Raw genomic sequence first — 23,935 nt, 5'->3', positions numbered from 1 at the left:
ATATCGCAGCAGTTCGACGCTCACAGGGGAACGCGCAGAGCACCGTCGATCAGAGCCGCCGCCTCCCGGGCGTCCCCGCCTCCGCTCGCGAGGAGACGCTCCCGCACCTCCCGCAGCCGGTCCCGCAGCCGCCGCGACTCCATCCCCCACGCCCGCTCGGTCATCTCCACGGCCGTACGCGCCGCCCCGTCGGCCTCCCCCTGCCGCAGCTCGATCTGGCACAGCATGGCGAGCCGGTGCACCCGGCCGCGGTCGTGGGAGGGCGTCCCCACCGCCATCGACGCGTGCTCGTGAGCGGCGGCGAGATCACCCAGACCGAGCAGGGCCTCCGCGACCTGGACGTTGACGAGACCCGGCTGGACGTAGCCCGTCTCGGCCGGCTCCTCCCCCGGAGTGATCCGCTCCGCCGCCGCCTCGGCCCGCCGGATGCAGGCCAGCGCGGCCGACCCGTCGCCCAGATGCGCGTACGCCTTCGCCTGCATCGCCGTCAGATCGGCCGCGAGCGCCGGGGTGATCTGCCGCCCCGCCGCCCGCAGCGCCGCCTCGGCGAACGCGACCGCCTGCCGGTACTCCCCCATGAACAGCGACTGGTTGACCAGGAGCGCGATCACATAGGCACCGAGGCCCCGGTCCCCACTCGCCTTGGCGAGCCGCAGTGCCTGATGGAAGTAGCGCTGGGCGAGACCGTGCGCGTCCGCGTCGTACGCGCAGATGCCCGCCACCGCCACGAGTCCGCCCGTGGCGCGGTGCAGTCGCCGTCCGAGGGCGTCGCTGTACGAGCCGCGCAGCAGCGGCGCGGTCTCCGCGGTGAGGAAGCCGACGATCCGGGCCCGGGTCGCGATGCCCCCGGCCTTGCGGTACATCTGCTCGTAGTGGGACCGGGCGGCGCTCAGCACCGCGATGTCGGCGGCCGAGACCGTGGTCCGGCCGGCCCGGGAGACGTCGACGTCCTCCGGCGGGTTCTCCCACTCCCACACGGGCATCACCGCCGGGGTACCGGTCACCGTCGGCGCACCCACTATGTGCGGCCGCTGCTGCTCGTCGGAGCGCCACAGCGCGGCCGCCCGCTCCACGAACCCGGAGAGCGGCGAGCCGGTCGCCCGCAGCGGCCCGTCCGGCATCCCGTAACCGATGTCGTCCAGGGTCACCTGCCGGAGCAGCCGGGCGGCGAGCACCTCGCAGATCAGGTCGGGCACCTGGCCGCGCGGCCGCTGGCCCTTCAACCAGCGGGCCACGGCGGTGTGTTCGTATCGCAGGGCGAGACCCCTGGCCCTGCCCGCCCGGTTCACATGGGCGGCCAGGCCGGCGTGGGAGATGCCCGCTTCGTCGAGCAGGGCATCGAGCAAGGTGTTGGGCTGCATGGCCGCTCCGGTCGCTCGGTGAACTCAGCGTAGCGGTGGCCGATTTCGTGCGGGACGATTTCGCACGGGGTGTGAACGAAGTGCTCGTTCTTCCGGTCCGCGTACTCTGCCGCGCTCGTCCCCGTACCGGTTGACTGTGCTTCTCGCCGTAAGGCGACGACCGGGCCGCCGGCTCCCCCCTCAACAGTGCGGCCGCCCGGTCCGCGTCGCCCGCCCCGCTGATCTGCCCGACACTCCGTGGCGGGGCGGGCGGCGCCGGCGCCGGCCTCCTCCGCTCACCAGTGGGAGGAGGGGGCGGGCCGGGAGCGGCGCAGCCCGGGTTCGGCGGGCTGCGCCGGGACCCGAACACGATCGTTGCGTACGACGAGCAGCGCGACGTCATCGGTGAGCCGGCCGCCCGTGTGGCGCAGCAGGGCCGTCTGGACGCGGCGGACGAGCGCGGCGGGCGCCTCACCCGGCTTCCCGGCGAGCGCGGTGTCGAGCGCGAAGAACCGCCCCCGGTGGTCCCGGGCATCCTCGGCGCCGTCGGTGTGCAGGACCAGCGTCTCACCGGGCAGCAGCCGGGCCGCCGTGTACGGCACGAGCACGGCGGGCAGCGGCAGCACCCCGAGCGGCGGAAGCGGGTCGCCGACCGGCAGCCGCTCCGCCACCGGACCCAGCCGGTACGGTCCGGGGTGACCGCAGTCGAACACCGAGAGCCGCCCGTCGGCACCGACCTCGATGAGCAGCAGGGTCACGAACTCCTCGGCCGCCGGGTGTTCGGGATCCGTCCCGGACCGCGCCGGATGCTCGTCCCGCGCCCGCTCCCGGAGGTGCCGCTCCAGGGCCCGTTCGAGCCGCCGCAGCACACCGCCGAGTTCGGGTTCGTCGTGGGCGGCCTCGCGGAAGCTGCCGAGCACCGCCACCACCGCGCCTAGCGCGGCGAGCCCGTGGCCCCGGACGTCCCCGATGAGGATCCGCACCCCGTACGGGGTGGCCACCGCCTCGTACAGGTCCCCGCCGACGGACGCGCCCCGCGAGGCGGACAACTGCCCGGCCGCCAGCGCGAGGCCGTCGAGCCGCGCGGGCGGCGGACGCAGCAGCACCCGCTGGGTGGCGACCGCGACGGCCCGCACCCGCGCCAGCTCGCGCACGAGCCCGCGCCGGAGGCCTAGCACCAGCCCGATGCCGACGGTGAGGAAGACGACGCTGGTGGCGATCCTCATCGGCAGCCCGGGCTGCCGGGCCAGCGGACAGCCGAACTTCCAGGCCACGGCCACCGCGCCCCAGGCGGTGGGAAGAGCGAGCGGGGCCAGCCGGCGGCGCCGGGAGCCATCGGAGACCAACGACCTCGTACGGATCATGCACGGCCCTTCCCGAGCCCCGACAGCGCCCGAAGGCCCTGCGGCACACAGGTCCGCGCCTGCGGCCGCGTCGATTCTGCCGACCGTGCGGGCCACCGGGGAACAGCCCCCGGCGATCTCACCCGAAGGAGTGAGCACCCCGGGCGCGCCGCCCTTCGCCAGGGCTCCGCCACGCGCACGCGTGGTCGGGATCCGTGAGCCCGTACGCGTCTGCCGCGGCCCGGAAACGGCGGTGGGCCGCCCCGGGAATCCCCGGGGCGGCCCACCTCTGGTGCTGCTCCGCTCAGGCGCCGCGCAGGACGGCGCCCGTGCGCTCCGAAGCCAGGGCCACGGCCGCGTCGCGGGCCGCGGTGGCCTCGTCTACCGTGAGGGTGCGGTCCGGGGCGCGGAACTTCAGGGCGTACGCCAGGGACTTGGTGCCCTCGCCGAGCTGGTCGCCGGTGTAGACGTCGAACAGCCGGACGGACTCCAGGAGTTCACCCGCGCCCTCGCTGAGAGCGGCCTGTACCTCGGCGGCCGGCACGTCCTGGGCGACGACCAGGGCGACGTCCTGGGTGGCGACCGGGAAGGAGGAGATACGGGGGGCCTTGAGCGGTCCCTCGTTCGCCGCCTCGACCAGGTCGAGGTCGAGCTCCATCGCGCTGGTCCGGGCCGGCAGGCCGAAGGACTTCACCACGCGCGGGTGCAGCTCGCCCGCGTAGCCGACCGTCCGCTCCTCGCCGTCGACGAGGACGAGCAGTTCGGCGCAGCGGCCCGGGTGCCACGGGCCGTACTGGCCCTGGCGCACGATCAGTTCGGTGCCCGTCTCACGGGCCACCGTGCGGGCCGCCTCGACCGCGTCCGCCCAGTCGGACGGACGGCCCTTGCCCCACCAGCCGGCCTGCTCGCGCGCACCGGCCAGGACGACGGCGGCGTGCCGGGGCTGCGCGGGCAGGGCCGCGTTGACCCCGGCGATCTCCTCGTCCGTGGGACGACGGTCGACGGGCAGCCGGACGGCGACGCCGCTCCGCTCGCCGGCCAGGAAGACCAGACCGGTCTCGAAGAGCGCCAGATCGTGGCTGCCACGGCTGTCGTTGCGGCGGAGCGCCCCGAGCAGACCCGGCAGCAGCGCCGTGCGGAGCACGGGCTCCTCGTCGGAGAGCGGGTTGACCAGCTTCACGACCCGGCGGCAGGTGTCGTCCGCGTCCAGGCCGAACTGGTCGAAGACCTGCTCGCCGATGAACGGGTAGTTCAGCGCCTCGACGTAGCCGGCGCCGGCCAGGGCGCGGCCCACCCGGCGGTGGACGCGCTGGCGCTCGGTGAGCCCGCGGCCGGCCGGGGGCTTGGGCAGTGTGGAGGGCAGGTTCTCGTAGCCCTCCAGGCGGATGACCTCTTCGGCGAGGTCGTTCGGCGCGGCGAGGTCGGGGCGCCACGACGGCACGGTGACGACGAGCTCGTCCTGGCCGTAGACGTCGCAGCCGACCTCCTGGAGGCGGCGGACGACGGTCTCACGGCCGTAGTCGACGCCGGCGACCTTGTCCGGGTGGTTCGCCGGCATCGTGATCGTGCGCGGCGCGGACGGGGCGCTGATCTCGGTGACACCGGCCTCGGCCGTGCCGCCCGCGAGCAGCACGAGCAGGTCGACGGTGCGCTGCGCGGCAGCGGCGGCGGCCTGCGGGTCGACGCCCCGCTCGAAGCGCTTGGACGCCTCGGAGGACAGCTTGTGACGGCGGGCCGTGCGGGCGATCGAGATCGGGTCGAAGTGCGCGGCCTCGATGACGACCTCGGCGGTGCCGGTGACGTAACCGGTCTCCGGGTCGGTCTCCGGGTCGGCGATCTCCGTGTGGGCACCGCCCATGACGCCCGCGATGCCGATGGGGCCGCGGTTGTCGGTGATGACGAGGTCCGCGGCGTCCAGGACGCGCACGGTGCCGTCGAGGGTGGTGATCTTCTCGCCGGCCTCGGCGCGGCGGACGCCGATGGGGCCGTCGAGCCGGCTGCGGTCGTAGGCGTGCAGCGGCTGGCCGAGCTCCAGCATCACGTAGTTGGTGACGTCCACGGCCAGCGAGATCGGGCGCATGCCCGCCTTCTGCAGGCGCCGCTGGAGCCAGATCGGGGACCGGGCCTCGGGCGCCAGGCCGACCACGGTGCGCGCGGTGAAGCGGTCACAGCCGATCGGGTCGGTGATCTGGACCGGGTAGCCGTACGAGTTCGGCGCGGGGACGTCGAGCAGCGCCGGGTCGCGCAGCGGCAGGCCGTAGGCGGTGGCCGCCTCGCGGGCGACACCGCGCATGGAGAGGCAGTAGCCGCGGTCCGGGGTGACGGCGATGTCGAGGACCTCGTCGAACAGCTCCAGGAGGACCGTGGCGTCGGTGCCGACCTCGTGCTCGGGCGGCAGCACGATGATGCCGTGCGTACCGTCGTCGCCCATGCCGAGCTCGTCGCCGGAGCAGATCATGCCCCGGGAGACCCGGCCGTACGTCTTGCGCTCGGCGATCCGGAAGTCACCGGGGAGCACGGCGCCGGGCAGGGCCACGACGACCTTGTCGCCCGCGGCGAAGTTCCGGGCGCCGCAAATGATCTCCTGGGGCTCGCCGGTGCCGTTGGCCTGGCCGACGTCGACGGTGCAGAAGCGGATGGGCTTCTTGAACTCCGTCAGCTCCTCGATGGTGAGGACCTTGCCGACCACCAGCGGGCCGGTCAGGCCGGCGCCGAGCCGCTCGACGGCCTCGACCTCGAGGCCTGCCGAAATGAGCTTGGCCTGGACGTCGCGGCCGGTCTCCGTCGCCGGCAGGTCGACGTACTCCCGCAGCCAAGAAAGCGGGACCCGCATCAGATCTCCATCCCGAACGGCCGGGTGAACCGGACGTCACCCTCGACCATGTCTCGCATGTCGTCGACGTTGTGGCGGAACATCAGCATCCGCTCGATGCCGAACCCGAAGGCGAATCCGCTGTACTTCTCGGGGTCCACACCGCAGGCGACGAGCACCTTCGGGTTGACCATGCCGCAGCCGCCCAGCTCGATCCAGCCCTCGCTGCCGCAGGTGCGGCAGGGGCGGTCCGGGTTGCCGACGGACTCGCCGCGGCAGACGTAGCAGAGCATGTCCATCTCGGCGGACGGCTCGGTGAAGGGGAAGAAGTTCGGCCGGAGCCTGGTCTTCATGTCCGGGCCGAAGAGCGCCTGGACCATGTGGTCCAGGGTGCCCTTGAGGTCGGCCATGGTGAGGCCCTCGTCGACGGCGAGCAGCTCGATCTGGTGGAAGACCGGGGTGTGCGTGGCGTCGAGCTCGTCGGTGCGGTAGACGCGGCCGGGGCACACCACGTAGACCGGGGGCTCCCGGTCGATGAGGGTGCGGGCCTGGACCGGCGAGGTGTGGGTGCGGAGCACGACACCGGACTCGTCGCCGGTCGTCGCGGTTCCCTCGGCGGAGGTTCCCTGGACGAAGAAGGTGTCCTGCATCTGCCGGGCCGGGTGGTCCGGGACGAAGTTGAGGGCGTCGAAGTTGAACCACTCCGCCTCGACCTCGGGACCCTCGGCGACCTCGTAGCCCATGGAGACGAACACGTCGGAGACGCGTTCCATCAGCGTGGTCAGCGGGTGGCGGGCGCCGGCCGGGACGCGGTCGTACGGCAGGGTGACGTCGACGGCCTCCTCGACGAGGACGCGGGCGTCACGCTCGGCCTCCAGCTCGGTCTGGCGGGCGGCGAGCGCCTTGGAGACGACGCCGCGGGCCTGGCCCACGAGCTTTCCGGCGGCGGCCTTGGCCTGCGGAGGCAGGGCACCGATCTCCCGGTTGGCGAGCGCCAGCGGCGAGGCGCCACCGGTGTGCGCGGTCTTCGCATGCGCGAGCGCGTCGAGGTCGCCCGCGGCGGCGAAGGCGGCGAGCGCCTCGTCCCGCATGCGCTCGATCTCTTCCGGTTTCAGTGCCTCGACCTCAACCGGGTCGTACGACTTATTGGGTGCGGACATCTCTTCCCGTGCTTCCGTTGGCTGGCTGGGCGGCCCCGCTCGACGTCAAGGGCGCAAACGTGCCAAAGGACGAGTCTAACGGGGTGGGGGGACGCGAATGAGCCCGTGGGCAGGCCGGGCGGCTCCTGATCTCGTCTGGTCTCGTCAGATGAGATGGGCCGGGGTGCCGACGGGCAGGATAAATCGGAACTCGGCCCCGCCCCGGGGGCCCCTTCCGACGGTGATGGTGCCGCCGTGGGCCTCGACGACGCCCTTGACGATGTACAGGCCGAGGCCGGTGCCGCCGCGCTTGCTGCCCCGCCAGAAGCGGGTGAAGACACGGCTCATGGACTCTTCGGGGATGCCGGGGCCCTCGTCGCTCACGGTGACCTCCGTCCCCTCTTCTCCGTCGTCGCCCGTCCTGGCGGGTGCCACCTCGATGGTGACGGTTCCCTCGCCGTGACGCACCGCATTTTCGAGGAGGTTGCCGAGGATCTGGTCGATCTTGTCGGGGTCGGCCCACAGGGGCGGCAGCTCCGGCCTGATCCGTACGAAGAAGCGGTCCGGCGACTGGCCCGCGGTGGTGTGCACCTGGACGTGACGGCCGACGGCGGCGGCGATGTCGACGGGCTGGCGGCGGACTTCCAGGCGTCCCGAGTCGATCCGGGAGATGTCGAGGAGTTCGGCGATGAGCCGCTTGATGCGGCCGGCGTCGGCGTCGACGGTCTCCAGCATGAGCCGCTTCTGCTCGTCGTTGAACCGCTCCCACTTGCCGAGGAGGGTGGCGGTGAAGCCCTTCACGGAGGTGAGCGGGGAACGCAGCTCATGGGCGACGGTGGCGATGAGCTCGGCGTGGCTGCGCTCGGTGCGGCGGCGTGCCTCGGTGCCGCGCAGCGAGACCACGACCCGGCGGACCGGGCCCGTGGGGTGCTCGCGGACGTACTGGGCGGAGACGAGGACCTCGCGGCCGCCGGGCAGCAGCAGATTGCGCTCGGGCTGGCCGCGGCGGGTGGCGAGGCCGCCGTACGGGTCGGTCAGGGTCCACCAGCGGCGGCCCTTGAGGTCTTCGAGGGGCAGCGCCTGGTCGAGGGGGAGGCCGAGCGCGCGGTCACCGGGTACGGCGGTGATGCGGCTGGCGGCGGTGTTGAAGCAGACGACCCGGCCGGTCTCGTCGGCGACGACGAGACCGTCGGGAAGGTCGTCGGGCCGGACCCCGGCGAAGCCGGCGGGAGCTGCGGGCCCGGGTGGTGCCGGGGCGGCGGTGACCGGCGGGCCGGCGGAAGCAGCGGCGGCGGTCCCTGGCGGGCCGGCGGGCTCCGGTGGTTCCGGGGCGTGCGGGGCGGTGCTCCGTGCCTGTGTGGGACTGTCCGTGCCGGCCGTCATCCGCGTATCCCACCTCTCCGTGTAGCGCAGTGGGCCCCCGAGTGCGTCACTCTACTGGGCGGGAAGGGCGGAATGGGCTCTTCAGGCGGAGGTTCGGGGGCGCTGGGCGCGAGCGGAGGCGTACAGGCAGACCGCGGCGGCCGTGGCGAGGTTGAGGCTCTCGGCCTTGCCGTGGATCGGGACGCGGACGACGGCGTCGGCGAGGGCCCGGGTCTCCTCGGGCAGCCCCCAGGCCTCGTTGCCGAAGATCCAGGCGGTGGGTCCGCCCATGGTGCCGGCGTCCAGCTCGGCGTCGAGGTCGTCCCGGCCCGCGCCGTCGGCGGCGAGGATCCGTACGCCCGCGCTCTTCAGTCCGGCGACCGCCTGCTCGACGGGGACGCCGACGGCGACCGGCAGGTGGAACAGGGACCCCACGGAGGCGCGTACCGACTTCGGGTTGTAGAGGTCGACGGAGGCGTCGGTGAGGACGACGGCGTCGGCGCCGGCCGCGTCGGCGCAGCGCAGCACGGTGCCGGCGTTCCCGGGGTCGCGCACGTGGGCGAGGACGGCGACCAGCTTGGGCCTGGCCGCGACGATCTCCTCGAACGGTGAGTCGAGGAACCGGCAGACGCCGACGAGCCCCTGCGGGGTCACGGTCTGGGAGACCTCGGCGAGGACGGCGTCGGAGGCGTGGTGGACGCGGGCGCCGGCGGCGAGGGCGGCCTCGATGATCGGGGCGTACCGCTCGGCGGCCTCGACGGTGGTGAAGAGTTCGACGAGCGTCGGCTCTCCGGTGGAGCCGCGGTGGTCGACGGCCTCGCGGACGGCCTGCGGGCCCTCGGCGATGAAGAGGCGGTCCTTGCCCCGGAAGTTGCGCTTGGCGAGCCGCCGGGCGGCGACGACGCGCGGGGAACGCGGGGAGATCAGCTCGGGGGTGACCATGAGGTGCGGCGGTTCTCTCTATCGAGGGGGACGGCGACTTCAGGGGCCGACGCACCCGGACCCGCAAGCACGAGCGCGCTTGCGGGTCCGGGCAGAGGTACTGCGGCCTGGAAGATCAGGCGGCGGCCTTCGGGGCGTTGACGTCGGCCGGCAGAGCCTTCTGCGCGACCTCGACCAGCGCGGCGAACGCGTTGGCGTCGTTGACGGCCAGCTCGGCGAGGATCTTGCGGTCCACCTCGATGTTGGCGGCCTTCAGACCCTGGATGAGGCGGTTGTACGTCATGCCGTTCTGGCGGGCAGCGGCGTTGATGCGCTGGATCCACAGCTGACGGAAGTCGCCCTTGCGCTTCTTCCGGTCGTTGTAGTTGTAGACCAGCGAGTGGGTGACCTGCTCCTTGGCCTTGCGGTACAGGCGCGAGCGCTGACCGCGGTAGCCGGAGGCCGCCTCGAGGATCGCCCGGCGCTTCTTGTGGGCGTTGACTGCCCGCTTGACGCGTGCCACTTGTTAACTCCTTGTAGCGGGGTCGTGGTTGGACTCACACGACCCGAAAAACGAATGGGTCCCGGACCTGGCCGGTAGCCCTCGTCGCCGAGGGCGGGTGATCAGATCAGATGCCCAGCATCTTCTTGATCTTGGCCGCGTCGCCCGGGGCCATCTCGGCGTTGCCGGTGAGGCGACGCGTCAGCTTGGACGACTTGTGCTCGAGCAGGTGGCGCTTGCCGGCGCGCTCGCGCATGATCTTGCCGGAGCCGGTGACCTTGAAGCGCTTCTTGGCACCGGAGTGCGTCTTGTTCTTCGGCATCGCGCCGTATCTCCTCGTCAGTGGCGCTCCCCCCGGTGCGGGCACCGGACATCCGGGAGCGTCAATTCTTCGTCTGGTGGTTCCGGGCGGGGCCCGGGGCTGCCTGGAGGGCAGCCCCTTGGCTCACGCCTCGGGGTTCTCGGCCGGAGCGTCGACCTCGGCCTCGGCGACCGGAGCCTCGGTCTCGGCCGGAGCCTCGGACGTCTCCTCTGCGGTGACGCCCTGGCGCTCGGCCTTGCGTGCGGCCTGAGCCTCACGCGCCTCGGCCATGGCCTCGGTCTTCTTCTTGTGCGGGCCGAGAACCATGATCATGTTCCGGCCGTCCTGCTTCGGGTTGGACTCGATGAAGCCAAGCTCCTCGACGTCCGACGCCAGCCGCTGCAGCAGCCGGAAACCAAGCTCGGGACGGGACTGCTCACGACCACGGAACATGATCGTGATCTTGACCTTGTCACCCTGCTTGAGGAACCGGACGACGTGACCCTTCTTGGTGTCATAGTCGTGCGGGTCGATCTTCGGCCGGAGCTTCATCTCCTTGATGACCGTGTGCGCCTGGTTCTTGCGCGCCTCACGGGCCTTCATGGCCGACTCGTACTTGAACTTCCCGTAGTCCATGAGCTTGCACACGGGCGGACGGGCGTTCGCCGCGACCTCGACCAGGTCGAGGTCGTACTCCTGTGCGAGCTCCAGGGCCTTGGCAAGCGGAACAATCCCGACCTGCTCGCCGCTGGGTCCGACAAGTCGCACCTCGGGAACGCGAATCCTGTCGTTGATGCGGGGCTCGGCGCTGATGGATCCTCCTCGGTAGCACCACGCGACCGCCTGGCGGACGGACACGCAACGTCTGTTTCTGAGACCAACCGAGCCGGCACATGAAAAACGCCCCGGACGGGACACAGGCGGGGCTCCATGGGAATACCGGAGCACCGCCGCGGTCAACCGCGGGGCGCACATCGGGCGGCTCCATCGTCCGTACGGAACGATGGGCGCCACCTGACCGGTGACCCGCCACCCGTGAGGGTGGTCAGGTGGGAGATCGGAGCCTCCACTTGTGGGCCGGGCACACACGTGTCCGGCCGGTCGTTACACAAGGTTAGCAGGACCCGGCGGTCTCCGCGAACCGAGGACCGGCATATCGTATGAGGCATGAGCGAGACGCCCCAGAACGAGTCCGCGGACTCCACGGACTCCCCGGACTCCATCGAGTCCCCCGACTTCGACGCCATGACCCGTGACATCGCGGAGGTCCCCGCGGTCGAGGTGATCGTGACCGTCGCCGTCAACCTGATGAGCGCCGCCGCGGTGAAGCTCGGGCTCACCGAGGAGGGTGACAAGTACAAGGACCTCGACGAGGCCCGCAAGCTGGTGCACGCGCTCGCCGGTCTGCTCGACGCCGGCGCGACGGAGGTCTCCTCCTTCCACGCCGCTCCCCTGCGGGACGGCCTGAAGTCCCTCCAGCTCGCCTTCCGCGAGGCCTCCCTGATCCCGGACGAGCCGGGCCAGGGCCCGGGCGAGAAGTACACCGGGCCGGTGTACGGCTAGGACCCGCCCTACCGCTTTACCGCTTTACGTAGAAGGGCTCGCCCGGAGGGGTGGCCGAGGCCGGCAGGAGTGCCAGGTCGAGGCCCCGCACCAGGCGGGCCCTCAGTGTTTCGTCGGCCGCCAGGGCGCGGGCCACGCGCTGGGCCGCCTCCGCCGGGGAGGCGTCCCCGGCGAGGACCAGGGCGAGGGTGCCGTCGGCCGCGCCGGGACCGAGGTGGGCACGGAGCACCGCGGGCTCGGCGGCCACGGCGGCCCGGACCGCTTCCCGTACGGCGGGGTCGTCGAGCGGGTCGGCGCTGGTACGGCCCTCGGCGAGGGCGAGCAGGGCCGGACCGGTCAGCTGGTAGGGCACGGGGCCCGCGAGGTCCAGGACCACCGTGTCCGCCTTCTCGTGCGCGGCGGCCTGGAGGGCCTGGTGGAGCGGGACGGCCACGGGCCGCGCCTCCGGGTCCCACAGGGCGAGCGAGGCGATCGAGGTGAAGGCGGGCAGGGCCCGCCGGTCGCCCGCGGTGAGGGTGGGGACCGCCATGTCGCTGGTCTTCTCGCGGCGCAGGCCGTTCTCGTCGGTCTCGACCTCGCCGAGGACGGCGACCACGGGGACGAGCAGCCGGGCGTCGCGCAGCGCGTCGAGGACAGGACCGTGGGCGGTTCTGTCCTCCGCCCACGCCGCGAGGGCCGCGGCGAGCCGCGGGTCGGCGGTGCCGTCGTCGTCGGAGAAACCGGGGTCCGGGATGTTCTTGAGCGCCACGCACCGAGCCTAACCGGCTCGGCCGGACGCCCGGCCCGGCGGGTCCCGGGGGCTACGGTCCTGTCCGGCCATGGGCGGCGTATCAGGCCGGAGGGTGCGGGTCGGGCGGCCGGGCGCGACGGGAGGGGTCACATGCCCTACGAGTTCCGGTGGGCGCGCCGGAGGACGACGGCGGTCAGGAGCAGCAGGGCACCGAGCCCGCCCGCGAGGGGGGCGAGCAGGCCGATGGGGCGGCTCTCCTCGACGGCGGGGAGCGGGCCGGGGCCGAAGTACTGGCCCCGGTATCCGCTGGTGGTGCTCTTGGGGTCGCCGCCCGTGAGCTTGGCGCCCGCCTCGATCGCGGCGGCCGGGTCGACCGTCCCGTATCCCTTGGCGTCGCTGCGGCCGCCCTTCGGCCGGTTGCGGGCGGTGTCGATGAGCAGCCGTTTTATCTGGGCGGGGGTGAGGTCGGGGTGGGCGGAGCGGACGAGGGCGACGGCTCCGGAGGCGAACGCGGCGGCGGCGCTGGTGCCCCACCCCTCGTAGTACCGGCGGTCGGGGTCGGCGATGGCGATGTCGACGCCGGGGGCGCTGACGGTGGCGTACCAGCGTCGGGTGGAGAAGGAGGCGTGGGTGCCGTAGCGGTCCACGGCGGTGACGGCGATGACGCCGGGGTACGCGGCGGGGTACGAGACGTGGTCGCCCTTCTCGCCGCCGTTGCCGGCGGAGGCGACGACGGAGACGCCCTTGGCGAGCGCGTACTGGACGGCGGCGTCCTCGCCCGCGTCGGGATGCGCGGACTTGGAGTCGTCGCCGAGAGAGAGGTTGATGACGTCGGCGCCGTGGTCGGCCGCCCAGCGGATGCCTTCGGCGAGGGCGGTGCCGCGGGTCTTGCGAGCCTTGTCGCGGGCCTTGTCGGTGCCTTCGAGGATGACCCGTACGGGCAGGATCTTCGCGCCCGGGGCGATGCCGAGGACGCCGTCCCCGCCGTCGTACCCATGGCCGTGTCCAGCGATGATCCCGGCCATGGCGGTGCCGTGCCGGGCCCAGGCGCGGTCGCCCCTGGACGCGCCGAAGCCGATGAGGTCGCGTCCGGCGAGGACCGAACCCGCCAGGTCCGGGTGCTCGGCGTCGACACCTGTGTCGAGGACGGCGACGGTGATGCCCTCGCCCTTGGTGGTACGCCAGGCCTCCGTGGTGTGGAGCGCTTCGAGACCCCACTGGCGGGCCCGGATGGTGTCGGCGTACGCGGGCGCGGTGGTCGCCGGGAGGACGGCGAAGGCGGCGGCGAGGAGGACGGCCGCGGTGGCGCGGGTGGGTCGGGTCACCGGTCGTTCCTCTCCTTCGCCGCGGCGGCGACCGTCGTGCGGAGCAGCCGCTCGAAGCGCACCGTGATGCCCTTGGCCTCGTGGCCGAGGCCGGACTGCGCGGTGGCGTCGGTACGGCCGGCGGCCATGGCCCGGTCGGCCGGCTGCGGGCTTTCGACGGCCCGGCCGTCGGCGAAGCCGGAGACGGCGGTGACGACGACGGGGAGGTCGGCGGGGGCGTTCAGCCACCAGCTCGCGCGCTGGCCGGCACCGAAACGGGAGGCGACGGTGCCGGGGCCGGACAGCGCCGGCGGGACGTCGGCGCCGAGCCGGGCGGTGAGGCCCTGGCCGAGGGTGCGCTGCGCGGTGACGTCGGCGCGGGTGAAGACGAGGCCGACGGTGATGACGCTGCTGGCGGTGGCGTCGGTGTAGGTGGCGCGCAGGACGCGTTCGCAGCCGAGCGGCCGGAGGGTGGCGAGCAGGCCCTTGGCGAGGACGGCGGGCGTGCAGGCGGCGTCCGGGGCGACGACGATCCGGGTCCAGGTGCGTGCGGCGGCGCCGGGGCCCGCGCCGGGGCCCGCGAGGATCCGGGGGAAGAGGGTGTCGACGGGGGCGTTGTGCCAGAGGTCCTTCGCCTCGGTGTACCCGGCGGGTTCGGCGGGCGCGCCGGGTTCGGCGGCGGCCAGCCACACTCCGGCGAGGGCACCGCCGATGAGCCCGACCCCGAGCACGGCACAGACGGCGACGGCGACCCGCCGACCGGTCCGCCGCTCCCGTACGGGCCGGAGCCGCGTGGTCGTCTCCACGGACGCCTCGGGCGGGAGGGCGCCGGGGGCGGCGTAGGTGTGGCCGTAGGGGATGACGGGGGGCCGGGCGGAGGGGACTGCGGTCGGCGGATGCCAGACGGAAGCGCGGCCGGACGTCGGCGCGGGGACCTCCGGCCGGGCGGGAACGGTGGACGCGGGGGCCTCCGGCCGCTCGGGAACCACGGGCGCAGGGGTCCCGGGCCGGGGCGGGGCGGTGGACGCCGAGGTCCCGGGCTGGGCGGGAGCCGACGAACCGGAGGCGGCCCGAGCCGAGGCCTCAGGAGTGCCCACCGGCCGGGGCGGAGTCGCGGGAACGGACTCCGGCCGGGGCTGGGCCGGAGGCGCGGATGCCGGCGTCGCGGAAGCGGACAGCTGCCGGGGCGGAGTCGGCGGCGTGGACGCCGGCCGGGGCGGAGTCGCAGGCGCGGATGCCGGCCGAGGCGGCTCACCGGGTGTCGGAGCCCCCGGACCGGTCGCCGGGCGCGGCACAGCCGCAGAGGCCGACGTCGCAGGCGCGGACGCCGGCCGAGGCGGCGTACCAGGTGACGGAGCCCCCGGACCGGTCCCCGGGCGCGGCGAGTCCACCGAAGCCGACGCCGCGGGCGCGGACGCGGATGCCTGCCGGGGCAGCGTTCCGGAAGAAGAAGCTGAACCCGGAGCCCCGGAGTCCGACGCCTGGGCGCCCGGAGCCGACGCCGGGCGTGCCGGCCCGGCGGGGGCCGGAGTCCCGGGGGCGGGCGCCGGAACGTTCGGGACCGCCGGAGTCGGCGCTCCGGGGCCAGCCGACGTGCGGGGTGGAACCAGCGGTGCGGTCGGAGGCGACGTGCGGGGCGGAACCGGCGGTGCGGCCGGAAGCGCTGTCGTCCCCGCACCGCTCTCGTTCCCGTTCCCGCCGCGCGCCGCGGCCCGTGGGTCGTCCGGGCGGATCACGCGGAGGCGGGTCGTGGTCTCCGTCGGGGTCGGTTCGTCCGTGGGGAGCAGTGCGTCCGTGATGCGGGAGGGCGTGCGGGGATGCTGCTCGCCGGTCATCCCCGTTCCCCCGCTCGTGTCGACAATGCCCGTCACTCTACGGGCTGTTCCGCCCCGCACGGGAACCCAGGGGCTACCCACCCGTAAACCTGTCTGGCAAGCTCGGGCCATGACTCCCCGTGCCGCCGACCGGGCCCGTTACGACCGGGCCACCGCTCATCTCGACGCGCCCGTGGCGATCGTCGATCTTGAGGCCTTCGACGCCAACGCGGCGGACCTGGTGCGCCGGGCCGGGGGCAAGCCGGTGCGGGTCGCGAGCAAGTCCGTGCGGTGCCGGGCGCTCCTGGATCGGGTGCTCGCGCGCGAGGGTTTCGCGGGGATCATGTCGTTCACGCTCGACGAGTCGCTGTGGCTGGCCCGTGCCGGGTTCGAGGACGTCCTGCTCGCGTATCCGTCGGCGGACCGCTCCGGGTTCGCGGAGCTGGCGCGGGATCCGAAGCTCGCCGCCGCCGTGACCGTGATGGTCGACGACGTGGCGCAGCTGGATCTGATCGACGCGGCTCGCGCGGGCGGGACGGAGGAGGTCCGGGTCTGTCTGGAGCTGGACACGGCGCTGTCTCTGCTCGGGGGGCGGGTACGGGTGGGGGCGCTGCGCTCGCCGCTGAGGGAGCCCGCCCAGCTGGCCGAGCTGGCCCGGTCGGTGGAGCGGCGGCCTGGTTTCCGGCTGGTCGGGATCATGGCGTACGAGGGGCATGTCGCGGGGGTCGGCGACGCGGTCGCGGGCAGGCCCCTGCGGTCGCGGGCGATCCGGCTGATGCAGGCGGCGGCGCGCCGGGAGCTGGCGGAGCGCCGGGCGGCCGTGGTGCGGGCCGTGCGGGCGGTGGCGCCGGACCTGGAGTTCGTGAACGGCGGCGGTACCGGCAGCGTGCAGCACACGGCCGCCGAGGAGGCGGTGACGGAGATCGCCGCGGGTTCGGGTCTGTTCGTACCGCGGCTCTTCGACAACTACACGTCGTTCAGCGGGCGGCCCGCCGCGCTCTTCGCGCAGCCCGTCGTCCGCCGTCCGGGGGTCGGGGTGGTGACTGTGCTCGGGGGCGGCTATCCGGCGTCCGGGGCGCCGGGCCGGGACCGGCTGCCCGTGCCGTACCTGCCGGAGGGGCTGCGGTACGACCCGCAGGAGGGGCCCGGGGAGGTGCAGACCCCGCTGCTGGGCTCGCCGGCCGACGATCTGCGGATCGGCGACAAGGTGTGGTTCCGGCACGCGAAGGCCGGCGAGCTGTGCGAGCGGTTCGAGAGTCTTCAGCTGATCGAGGGCGACCGGATCACGGCGACCGTGCCGACGTACCGGGGTGAGGGACAGACCTTCCTCTGACGGCGGACGGCCGGGGCGGACGGCCGGCCGCTGACCGCGAGCCCGGCATGATCCGAAAGACAGGCCCTAGTGGACCGCGTCCGTCTGGTCCGGGATCACGCTTCCGTCGGGGCGGCGGACCGGTTCCGCCGTGCCGTCGCTCGCCGTGTACCCCGTGGTGGCACAGGGGTACGCAGTCGTCTTCCGCTTCTTCGGTTCGATGAACATGGGATTGACGATCCAGCGGCCGTCGCCGTTCTCGTACGCCCGGCACATGAGTTCGTTCTTGTTGCGGTTGAGGACCAGGCGCAGCCCTGTGGCGTCCCGCAGGAAGGAGATGTCGGTGTCGGAGTCTCCCGCTGCGAGGACCTGACGCCGGGACGCGGGCTGTACGCGCTCGGAGGCGGGGCCGTGGACGCCGAGGATCTCCTGGTTGATCCAGCAGCGCTTGCCGTCGATGTAGGTGATCATCCGGTCCTCGCCGTCGCGTACGGTGCCGCAGCCCTTGAGGTGGGCGGTGAGGCGGCCGTGCTCGGTGGTGTTGCGGATGCCGATGGCACGGGAGGGGTGGACTCCGATGCCCTTCGCCCAGACGTCGACGACGGGTTCGGGCGAGGCGGAGACGATCCAGACGTCGAAGCCGGCGTCCTGGAGGGTCCGGATCAGGTCGCGCTGCTGGGGGTAGTGGCGGACCCAGCCGGTCACCTGGGACGTGCCGACGCGTTGGGTGGCGCCCTGGGGGGCGGCGAGGTTCTCGGCGCGGGCGGCGGCGGCGAAGGACTCGACCTGGCGGGTGGTCCAACCGCGCAGGAGCTGGGCGAGCCAGGCGTACTGCGGCTCCATGCGACGGTGGTCGAAGCCGGCGAAGGCGGCCGTGCCGCCGGTGGTGGTTCCCGTGCCGTAGACGGAGAGGATCTCGTCCGCGCAGCGGGTGTCGGTGGCGGTGGGGAGGGTGCGTACGCCGGTGGGGCAGGCGGCGCCGAGGGCGGCGGCCGCTCCGGGGGTGAGGTGGCGGCTGGTGGCGGCCCAGTCGCCGTTCCGGGGCGGGCGTATGCGGTCGTTGCGGAGGAGCCAGTAGAAGGTGGCGTCTCCGACGTCGTTCTTGATGACGGTGTTGTCCCAGTCGAAGACCGCCAGGGGCTTCGTCGTCCGGGCGGTCCCCTTCTCGGCGCAGTGGTCGGCGATCAGCGCGTCGAGCCGGGCCTTGTTGTCGCCGTGCCAGCCTTCGGAGACCTTCAGGGTCGGGCAGGCGCGCGGTCGCGCCTCGGCCGGGGTCCCGGAGACGAGGCTGGTCGTGGCGAGGGCGAGCGCGGCGGTGGCCGCGGACGTACGGAGTCGGCGGTTCATGATCACTCTCCAGGTCGGTACGCGGAACAGCCGGGCGCCTTGCGACGCCCGGCTGTCGGGGGGGGGTGAGGGGAGCGAGGGGAGCTAGAGCGGCGTCACGTACGCGCCCGCGATGCCTCCGTCGACGAGGAAGTCGCTCGCGTTGACGAAGGAGGAGTCGTCGCTGGCGAGGAACGCGACCGCCGCGGCGATCTCGTCGGCCTCGGCGAAGCGGCCGACCGGGATGTGGACGAGGCGGCGGGCGGCCCGCTCGGGGTCCTTGGCGAACAGCTCCTGGAGGAGCGGGGTGTTGACCGGCCCGGGGCACAGGGCGTTGACGCGGATGCCCTCGCGGGCGAACTGGACGCCGAGCTCGCGGGACATGGCGAGGACGCCGCCCTTGGAGGCGGTGTAGGAGATCTGGCTGGTGGCCGCGCCCATGATCGCGACGAAGGACGCGGTGTTGATGATGGAGCCCTTGCCCTGGCGGCGCATGTAGGGCAGGGCGGCCTTGCAGCAGAGGTAGACGGAGGTGAGGTTGACGTCCTGGACGCGCTTCCAGGCCTCAAGTCCGGTCTCCAGGATGGAGTCGTCGTCGGGCGGCGAGATGCCGGCGTTGTTGAAGGCGATGTCGACGGAGCCGTAGGTCTCGAAGGCGGTGCGGAACAGCGTCTCGACCTCCTCCGGGTCGGTGACGTCGACCTTCACGAAGGTGCCGCCGACCTCCTCGGCCGCGGCCTTTCCGGCCTCCTCGTCGATGTCGCCGCAGACGACGTTCGCGCCCTCGGAGGCGAGCCGGCGGGCGGTGGCGAGGCCGATGCCGCTGCCGGCTCCGGTGATGACGGCGGTGCGGCCGACCAGGCGGCGGCAGATGATCTCGTTGCTCACAGTGCGGGGCCCTCCGTGCTGATGAAGACGTTCTTGGTTTCGGTGAAGGCGGTCAGGGCGTCGGGGCCGAGTTCACGGCCGAGGCCGGACTGCTGGTAGCCGCCGAACGGGGTCCAGTAGCGGACGCTGGAGTGGGAGTTGACGGAGAGGTTGCCGGCCCGGACGGCGCGGGAGGCGCGCAGGGCGCGGCCGACGTCGCGGGTCCAGATGGAGCCGGACAGGCCGTACTCGGTGGCGTTGGCGAGGCGGATCGCGTCGGCCTCGTCCTCGAAGGGGAGGACGACGGCGACGGGGCCGAAGACCTCCTCGACGGCGCAGGGCGCGTCCTCGGGTACGCCGGTGAGGACGGTCGGCGGGAACCAGAAGCCGGGTCCTTCGGGGGCCTTGCCCCTGATGCCGGTGAGGTCGTCGGTGACGTAGGAGCGGACGCGGTCGAGCTGGGCGCGGGAGATGAGGGGACCCATCTGGGTGCGCTCGTCGGCGGGGTCGCCGACGACGATCTCCTCGATGGCGGGGGTGAGGAGTTCGAGGAAGCGGTCGTACGCGCTCCGCTGGACGAGGATGCGGGTGCGGGCGCAGCAGTCCTGGCCGCTGTTGTCGAGGAAGGCCATCGGGGCGGCCGCGGCCGCGGCTTCCAGGTCGGCGTCGGCGAAGACGATGTTGGGGCTCTTGCCGCCGAGTTCGAGGGTGACCCGCTTCACCTGGTCGGCACACTTCGCCATGATCGACTTTCCGACCCTGGTGGAGCCGGTGAAGACGATCTTGGGGATGCCGGGATGCTCGACGAGGGCGTTGCCGGCGACCGGTCCTGTGCCGGGGAGGACCTGGAAGAGGCCTTCGGGCAGACCGGCTTCGAGGGCGAGTTCGGCGAGGCGGAGCGCGGTGAGCGGGGTGGTCTCGGCGGGCTTGAGGAGGACGGCGTTGCCGGCGGCGAGGGCGGGTGCGGTGGCCCAGGCGGCGATCGGCATGGGGAAGTTCCAGGGGGCGATGACACCGACGACCCCGAGCGGTTCGAGGATCGTGATGTCGAGGCCGCCGGCCACCGGGATCTGGCGTCCGTTGAGGCGCTCCACTCCCCCGGCGGCGAAGTCGAGCAGGTCGCGGACGTTGCCGGCCTCCCAGCGGGCGTTGCCGATGGTGTGACCGGCCTCGGTCACCTCCAGGCGGGCGAGTTCCTCGATGTGCCCGTCGACGACCGTGGCGAAGCGGCGGAGCAGCCGGGCCCGGTCGGCGGGCGCGGCGGCGGCCCAGCCGCGCTGGGCGGCGGTGGCCCGCGCGACGGCGGCGTCGATGTCGGCGGGGGTGGCGGCGGGGACGGTGGCGACCGGCTCCTCGGTCGCCGGGTTCAGTACCTGGAGCAACTCAGTCCTCTCAGAGGCGTTCGCGGGGTGGTCCGGATCACAGGCGTTCGCGGGGCGGTGCGGATCACAGGCGTTCGAAGGACCGGCGCAGCTCCCAGTCGGTCACCGCGGCGTCGAAGGCGTCGAGTTCGACGCGGGCCATGTTGCGGTAGTGGGCGACGACCTCGGGTCCGAAGGCGGCCTTGGCGATCTCGCTGGTCTCCCAGAGCTCGGCCGCCTCGCGCAGGGTGGTGGGGACGTGCGCGTACTCGGCGGTGTAGGCGTTCCCGGCGCAGGGCGGGGGCAGTTCGAGGCGCTGCTCGATGCCGTGCAGTCCTGCGGCGACCATGGCGGCGACGGCGAGGTACGGGTTGACGTCTCCGCCGGGGAGGCGGTTCTCGAAGCGGGTGGAGCGGCCGTGGCCGACGACCCGGAGCGAACAGGTGCGGTTGTCGTGGCCCCAGGCGACGGCGGTGGGGGCGAAGGAGCCGGGCTGGAACCGCTTGTAGGAGTTGATGTTGGGGGCGTAGAGGAGGGAGAAGTCGCGGAGGGCGGTGAGCTGCCCGGCGAGGAAGTGCCGCATGATCTCGGACATGCCGTGCTCGTCGTCGCCCGCCATCACGTTCACGCCCGCGTCGTCGACGGACTGCAGGGAGAGGTGGATGTGGCAGGAGTTGCCCTCGCGCTCGTTGTACTTCGCCATGAAGGTGAGCGAGTAGCCCTCCTGGGCGGCGATCTCCTTGGCGCCCGTCTTGTAGACGGCATGCCGGTCACAGGTGACGAGGGCCTCGTCGTACTTGAAGGCGATCTCGTGCTGGCCGGGGTTGCACTCGCCCTTGGCGGACTCCACGGTGAGTCCCGCGCCGGTCATCTCGTTGCGGATGCGGCGCAGGAGGGGTTCGATGCGTCCGGTACCGAGGACGGAGTAGTCGATGTTGTACTGGTTGACGGGAGTGAGGCCGCGGTAGTTGGCGTCCCAGGCCTGCTCGTAGCTGTCCTTGAAGACGATGAACTCGAGTTCGGTGCCGACGTGGGCGGTGAAGCCGTGCTCCGCGAGGCGCTCCAGCTGGCGGCGGAGGATCTGGCGCGGCGCGGCGACGACGGGGGTGCCGTCGCCCCAGGCCAGGTCCGCCGTCACCATGGCGGTGGCCTCGTTCCAGGGGAGGCGGCGGAGGGTGGTGAGGTCGGGGTGCATGGCGAAGTCGCCGTAGCCGCGGTCCCAGGAGGACATGTCGTAGCCGTCGACGGTGTTCATCTCGGTGTCGACGGCGAGAAGGTAGTTGCAGCCCTCGGTGCCGTGGCCGAGTACCTCGTCCAGGAAGAACGGGGCGGCGAACCGCTTGCCCTGGAGCCGCCCCTGCATGTCGGGGAAGGCCAGGACCACGGTGTCGATCTCGCCGCTCGCGACGAGGGCGCGGAGCTCCTCGACGGTGAGCGGGGGTGTGCGGTCTGCCACGGAATTACTCCTCCTTCGGCCTGCCGGAAGTCATAAGGTATTGCGGAAGACCTTTACTTGGGAAGTGCTGGAGAAGGGGAAACGAGAACGTGGCCAGTACGAGTGAATCGGCGGACCGGCTGACGCCCGTGCTGCGGCCGGTGCGGGCGGGCAACGGCTTCGAGGAGGCCCTGGAGCAGATCCTCCAGGTGGTACGGCTCGGGCTCGTGCCGGGCGGCGAGCGGCTGCCCGCGGAGCGGGAGCTGGCCGACCGGATGGGGATCAGCCGGGTCACCCTCCGCGAGGTCCTCAAGGTCCTCCAGGAACAGGGCCTCGTGGAGAGCCGGCGCGGCCGGTACGGCGGAACGTTCGTGCTGCCCCGCGTCCAGACGGCCGACGAGGACGAGCTGCGCCGCCGGATCGCCTCGGTCGACATGGAGGACACCCTGCGCTTCCGTGAGGTCCTCGAGGTGGGGGCCGCCGGGCTCTGCGCGGCCCACGGTCTCGACGCGGCGGGCGCCGAGCGGCTGCGGGCCGCGGTGGGGGCCACGCACGACGCCCCGCTGGCCGACTACCGCCGCCAGGACACCCTGCTGCACCTCACGCTCGCCGAGCTCTCCGGATCGCCGACGCTGACGGCCCAGTACGCGGCGGTCCGGGCCACGGTGAACGATCTCCTGGACTGCATCCCCCTGCTCGTACGCAACCTGGAGCACTCCCAGCACCAGCACACGGCCGTGATGGAGGCGGTCCTCGACGGTGACGCGGACGCGGCGCGCGAGGTGATGCGGGAGCACTGCGCGGGCACGGCGGCACTGCTGCGCGGGTTTCTGACGTGACGCAGGCGCCGCTGACGCGCCGCTGCGGGGGTTCCTGACGTGAGCGACCGCGCCGCCGCCGGGTTTCTCGGCGGGACGCCGGCTTCGGCCGCGTAACCCGAAAGTAACGCACGGGGGTTGCGCACTCCGTATCGGCACCGCAAAGGTATGGGACCAATCCATTGGTCCCGTCGCGGGGAGCCGCTGCCATGACGCTCGAAGACACCACCGGGGGAACACCCGGCGGAACACCCGGGGGCACCACCCCGCCGAAGGACGACTATCTGGAGCGCCGCGCGCTGCGCCGCGGCAGCGCCGGCTGGCTGCTGCTCACCGGGCTCGGCGTCGCCTACGTCGTCTCCGGGGACTTCTCCGGATGGAACATCGGCCTCTCGAAGGGCGGCTTCGGCGGGCTCGCCGTCGCCACCGTCCTGATGGGCGCGATGTACGCCTGTCTGGTCTTCGCGCTCGCCGAACTGTCCGCCATCCTCCCCACCGCCGGCGGCGGGTACGGCTTCGCCCGCCGGGCGCTCGGCACCTGGGGCGGCTTCCTCACCGGCACCGCGATCCTCATCGAGTACATCCTGGCGCCCGCCGCCATCTCGATCTTCATCGGCGACTACGTCGAGTCCCTCGGCCTCTTCGGCCTGGAGTCCGGCTGGCCGGTCTACCTCGTCTGTTTCGCGCTCTTCATCGGCATCCACCTGTGGGGCGTGGGCGAGGCCCTGCGCTTCAGTCTCGTCGTGACGGCGATCGCCGTCGCCGCCCTCGTCGTCTTCGCGCTCGGCGCGTTCACCGACTTCCACGTGGACGGTCTGAACGACATCCCCGTCGACGGCGAGGCCTTCGGCGCCAACTCCTGGCTGCCCTTCGGGCTCCTCGGGATCTGGGCCGCGTTCCCCTTCGGCATGTGGTTCTTCCTCGGCGTGGAGGGCGTGCCGCTCGCCGCCGAGGAGGCGAAGGACCCGGTGCGGTCGATGCCGAAGGCGCTCGCGATCTCCATGGGCATCCTGGTGCTGCTCGCCGTCATGACCTTCTTCGCCGCGACCGGGGCGCGCGGCGCGGCCGCCGTCCAGGAGGCGGGCAACCCGCTGGTGGTGGCGCTCCAGGGCGACGGGGAGCCGACGGCGCTCAGCCGGTTCGTGAACTACGCGGGCCTCGCCGGTCTCGTCGCCTCCTTCTTCTCCCTCATCTACGCGGGATCGCGCCAGCTCTTCGCCCTCTCGCGGGCCGGCTACCTCCCGCGTTTCCTCTCTCTCACGAGCCGCCGGAAGTCTCCGTACCTGGGGCTGCTCATCCCGGGCGCGATCGGGTTCGCGCTCGCGGCCGGGACGGGGGACGGGGCCCGGATGCTCAACATCGCCGTGTTCGGCGCGACCATCTCGTACGCCCTGATGGCGCTCTCCCACATCGTGCTGCGGCGCCGCGAGCCGGGCCTTCACCGGCCGTACCGCACGCCCGGCGGGACCGTGACCTCGTCCGTGGCGTTCGTGCTCGCCCTGTCGGCCCTGGTCGCGACGTTCCTGGTGGACCGGACGGCGGCGTTCATGGCGCTCGGGGTGTACGTGATCGCCCTCGCCTACTTCGCGTTCTACAGTCGGAAGCATCTGGTGGCCCGTGCGCCCGAGGAGGAGTTCGCGGCGCTCGCCGCGGCCGAGGCCGAACTCGAACGCGACTGACCCACC

The 23,935-nt window shown here is 72.9% G+C and carries 20 protein-coding genes; 4 read left to right on the top strand and 16 right to left on the bottom strand.

The window, feature by feature from the left end; translation table 11 throughout:
- Positions 1-20: 20 nt before the first annotated feature.
- The 9 genes from ACFVYX_RS19215 to infC all read right to left on the bottom strand — a co-directional run bounded on the left by ACFVYX_RS19215 (position 21) and on the right by infC (position 10,578).
- A complete protein-coding gene (locus tag ACFVYX_RS19215; RefSeq protein WP_389682563.1) occupies positions 21-1,361 on the bottom strand; it encodes a transcriptional regulator in 1,341 nt (446 codons plus the stop codon).
- Positions 1,362-1,636: 275 nt separating this feature from the next.
- The gene (locus ACFVYX_RS19210; protein WP_389682562.1) at positions 1,637-2,704 is read right to left on the bottom strand and encodes a PP2C family protein-serine/threonine phosphatase; all 1,068 of its coding nucleotides are present in this window, start codon (positions 2,702-2,704) and stop codon (positions 1,637-1,639) included.
- Positions 2,705-2,987: 283 nt separating this feature from the next.
- Entirely contained in the window at positions 2,988-5,516 is a 2,529-nt protein-coding gene (pheT, locus tag ACFVYX_RS19205) for a phenylalanine--tRNA ligase subunit beta (RefSeq protein WP_389682561.1), read from the bottom strand.
- Positions 5,516-6,655 carry a phenylalanine--tRNA ligase subunit alpha gene (gene pheS, locus ACFVYX_RS19200; protein WP_389682560.1) on the bottom strand — a complete coding sequence of 380 codons (1,140 nt, stop codon included), beginning with the start codon at positions 6,653-6,655 and terminating at the stop codon, positions 5,516-5,518. The genes pheT and pheS overlap by 1 nt, the downstream gene beginning before the upstream one ends.
- 144 nt (positions 6,656-6,799) lie before the next feature.
- Positions 6,800-8,017 (bottom strand): ATP-binding protein, encoded by a 1,218-nt coding sequence (locus tag ACFVYX_RS19195; RefSeq protein ID WP_389682559.1) that lies wholly within the window; start codon positions 8,015-8,017, stop codon positions 6,800-6,802.
- 81 nt (positions 8,018-8,098) lie between these two features.
- Entirely contained in the window at positions 8,099-8,938 is an 840-nt protein-coding gene (locus ACFVYX_RS19190; RefSeq protein WP_389682558.1) for a TrmH family RNA methyltransferase, read from the bottom strand.
- 115 nt (positions 8,939-9,053) lie between these two features.
- Positions 9,054-9,440, bottom strand: coding sequence for a 50S ribosomal protein L20 (gene rplT, locus ACFVYX_RS19185; RefSeq protein WP_125652405.1), 387 nt, complete (start codon positions 9,438-9,440; stop codon positions 9,054-9,056).
- A gap of 106 nt (positions 9,441-9,546) precedes the next feature.
- Positions 9,547-9,741: a 50S ribosomal protein L35 gene (gene rpmI / locus ACFVYX_RS19180; RefSeq protein WP_030204697.1), complete on the bottom strand. Its 195-nt coding sequence runs from the start codon at positions 9,739-9,741 to the stop codon at positions 9,547-9,549.
- Between the two features lie 123 nt (positions 9,742-9,864).
- Entirely contained in the window at positions 9,865-10,578 is a 714-nt protein-coding gene (infC, locus tag ACFVYX_RS19175; RefSeq protein ID WP_389682557.1) for a translation initiation factor IF-3, read from the bottom strand.
- Positions 10,579-10,887: 309 nt separating this feature from the next.
- Between infC and ACFVYX_RS19170 the strand changes: the two genes are divergently transcribed.
- Positions 10,888-11,283, top strand: a complete 396-nt coding sequence (locus tag ACFVYX_RS19170) for a DUF1844 domain-containing protein (protein ID WP_389682556.1) — start codon at positions 10,888-10,890, stop codon at positions 11,281-11,283.
- Positions 11,284-11,299: 16 nt separating this feature from the next.
- On the opposite strand, the gene ACFVYX_RS19165 is transcribed toward ACFVYX_RS19170, so the two are convergent.
- From ACFVYX_RS19165 to ACFVYX_RS19155, 3 genes are all read right to left on the bottom strand, one after another.
- Complete coding sequence (locus tag ACFVYX_RS19165; RefSeq protein WP_389682555.1) at positions 11,300-12,031, bottom strand: SseB family protein; 732 nt, start codon at positions 12,029-12,031, stop codon at positions 11,300-11,302.
- A gap of 137 nt (positions 12,032-12,168) precedes the next feature.
- Complete coding sequence (mycP, locus tag ACFVYX_RS19160) at positions 12,169-13,338, bottom strand: type VII secretion-associated serine protease mycosin (RefSeq protein ID WP_389682554.1); 1,170 nt, start codon at positions 13,336-13,338, stop codon at positions 12,169-12,171.
- The gene (locus ACFVYX_RS19155) at positions 13,335-14,306 is read right to left on the bottom strand and encodes a hypothetical protein (protein WP_389682553.1); all 972 of its coding nucleotides are present in this window, start codon (positions 14,304-14,306) and stop codon (positions 13,335-13,337) included. The genes mycP and ACFVYX_RS19155 overlap by 4 nt, the downstream gene beginning before the upstream one ends.
- A 955-nt stretch (positions 14,307-15,261) precedes the next feature.
- On the opposite strand from ACFVYX_RS19155, the gene ACFVYX_RS19150 reads away from it, so the two are divergent.
- Positions 15,262-16,464: an amino acid deaminase/aldolase gene (locus ACFVYX_RS19150; RefSeq protein WP_389682552.1), complete on the top strand. Its 1,203-nt coding sequence runs from the start codon at positions 15,262-15,264 to the stop codon at positions 16,462-16,464.
- A 66-nt stretch (positions 16,465-16,530) separates the two neighbouring features.
- Here the strand turns inward: ACFVYX_RS19150 and ACFVYX_RS19145 are convergent, their stop codons facing one another.
- The 4 genes from ACFVYX_RS19145 to ACFVYX_RS19130 all read right to left on the bottom strand — a co-directional run bounded on the left by ACFVYX_RS19145 (position 16,531) and on the right by ACFVYX_RS19130 (position 21,453).
- The gene (locus tag ACFVYX_RS19145; RefSeq protein ID WP_389682551.1) at positions 16,531-17,790 is read right to left on the bottom strand and encodes a haloacid dehalogenase-like hydrolase; all 1,260 of its coding nucleotides are present in this window, start codon (positions 17,788-17,790) and stop codon (positions 16,531-16,533) included.
- 84 nt (positions 17,791-17,874) lie between these two features.
- Positions 17,875-18,657, bottom strand: a complete 783-nt coding sequence (locus ACFVYX_RS19140) for a 3-oxoacyl-ACP reductase (protein WP_389682550.1) — start codon at positions 18,655-18,657, stop codon at positions 17,875-17,877.
- Complete coding sequence (locus ACFVYX_RS19135; RefSeq protein WP_389682548.1) at positions 18,654-20,018, bottom strand: aldehyde dehydrogenase family protein; 1,365 nt, start codon at positions 20,016-20,018, stop codon at positions 18,654-18,656. The genes ACFVYX_RS19140 and ACFVYX_RS19135 overlap by 4 nt, the downstream gene beginning before the upstream one ends.
- Before the next feature lie 64 nt (positions 20,019-20,082).
- Complete coding sequence (locus ACFVYX_RS19130) at positions 20,083-21,453, bottom strand: glutamine synthetase family protein (protein WP_389682547.1); 1,371 nt, start codon at positions 21,451-21,453, stop codon at positions 20,083-20,085.
- 89 nt (positions 21,454-21,542) lie between these two features.
- Between ACFVYX_RS19130 and ACFVYX_RS19125 the strand changes: the two genes are divergently transcribed.
- Positions 21,543-22,271 carry a FadR/GntR family transcriptional regulator gene (locus ACFVYX_RS19125; RefSeq protein ID WP_389682546.1) on the top strand — a complete coding sequence of 243 codons (729 nt, stop codon included), beginning with the start codon at positions 21,543-21,545 and terminating at the stop codon, positions 22,269-22,271.
- 188 nt (positions 22,272-22,459) lie between these two features.
- On the top strand, positions 22,460-23,929 hold the full coding sequence (gene eat / locus ACFVYX_RS19120) for an ethanolamine permease (RefSeq protein WP_389682545.1): 1,470 nt from the start codon (positions 22,460-22,462) through the stop codon (positions 23,927-23,929).
- Positions 23,930-23,935: the final 6 nt, after the last annotated feature.

This window comes from Streptomyces sp. NPDC058326 (genome assembly GCF_042879855.1).
GTDB lineage: Bacteria > Actinomycetota > Actinomycetes > Streptomycetales > Streptomycetaceae > Streptomyces.
Note: the sequence above shows the minus strand (reverse complement) of the source record. Positions and strands in the feature narration are given on the sequence as shown.

What these genes read in the sequence shown, in the direction of transcription:
- ACFVYX_RS19215 (WP_389682563.1), bottom strand. Translation starts at nt 1,361, where the DNA reads ATGCAGCCCAACACCTTGCTCGATGCCCTGCTCGACGAAGCGGGCATC.
- ACFVYX_RS19210 (WP_389682562.1), bottom strand. Translation starts at nt 2,704, where the DNA reads ATGATCCGTACGAGGTCGTTGGTCTCCGATGGCTCCCGGCGCCGCCGG.
- pheT (WP_389682561.1), bottom strand. Translation starts at nt 5,516, where the DNA reads ATGCGGGTCCCGCTTTCTTGGCTGCGGGAGTACGTCGACCTGCCGGCG.
- pheS (WP_389682560.1), bottom strand. Translation starts at nt 6,655, where the DNA reads ATGTCCGCACCCAATAAGTCGTACGACCCGGTTGAGGTCGAGGCACTG.
- ACFVYX_RS19195 (WP_389682559.1), bottom strand. Translation starts at nt 8,017, where the DNA reads ATGACGGCCGGCACGGACAGTCCCACACAGGCACGGAGCACCGCCCCG.
- ACFVYX_RS19190 (WP_389682558.1), bottom strand. Translation starts at nt 8,938, where the DNA reads ATGGTCACCCCCGAGCTGATCTCCCCGCGTTCCCCGCGCGTCGTCGCC.
- rpmI (WP_030204697.1), bottom strand. Translation starts at nt 9,741, where the DNA reads ATGCCGAAGAACAAGACGCACTCCGGTGCCAAGAAGCGCTTCAAGGTC.
- ACFVYX_RS19170 (WP_389682556.1), top strand. Translation starts at nt 10,888, where the DNA reads ATGAGCGAGACGCCCCAGAACGAGTCCGCGGACTCCACGGACTCCCCG.
- ACFVYX_RS19150 (WP_389682552.1), top strand. Translation starts at nt 15,262, where the DNA reads ATGACTCCCCGTGCCGCCGACCGGGCCCGTTACGACCGGGCCACCGCT.
- ACFVYX_RS19145 (WP_389682551.1), bottom strand. Translation starts at nt 17,790, where the DNA reads ATGAACCGCCGACTCCGTACGTCCGCGGCCACCGCCGCGCTCGCCCTC.
- eat (WP_389682545.1), top strand. Translation starts at nt 22,460, where the DNA reads ATGACGCTCGAAGACACCACCGGGGGAACACCCGGCGGAACACCCGGG.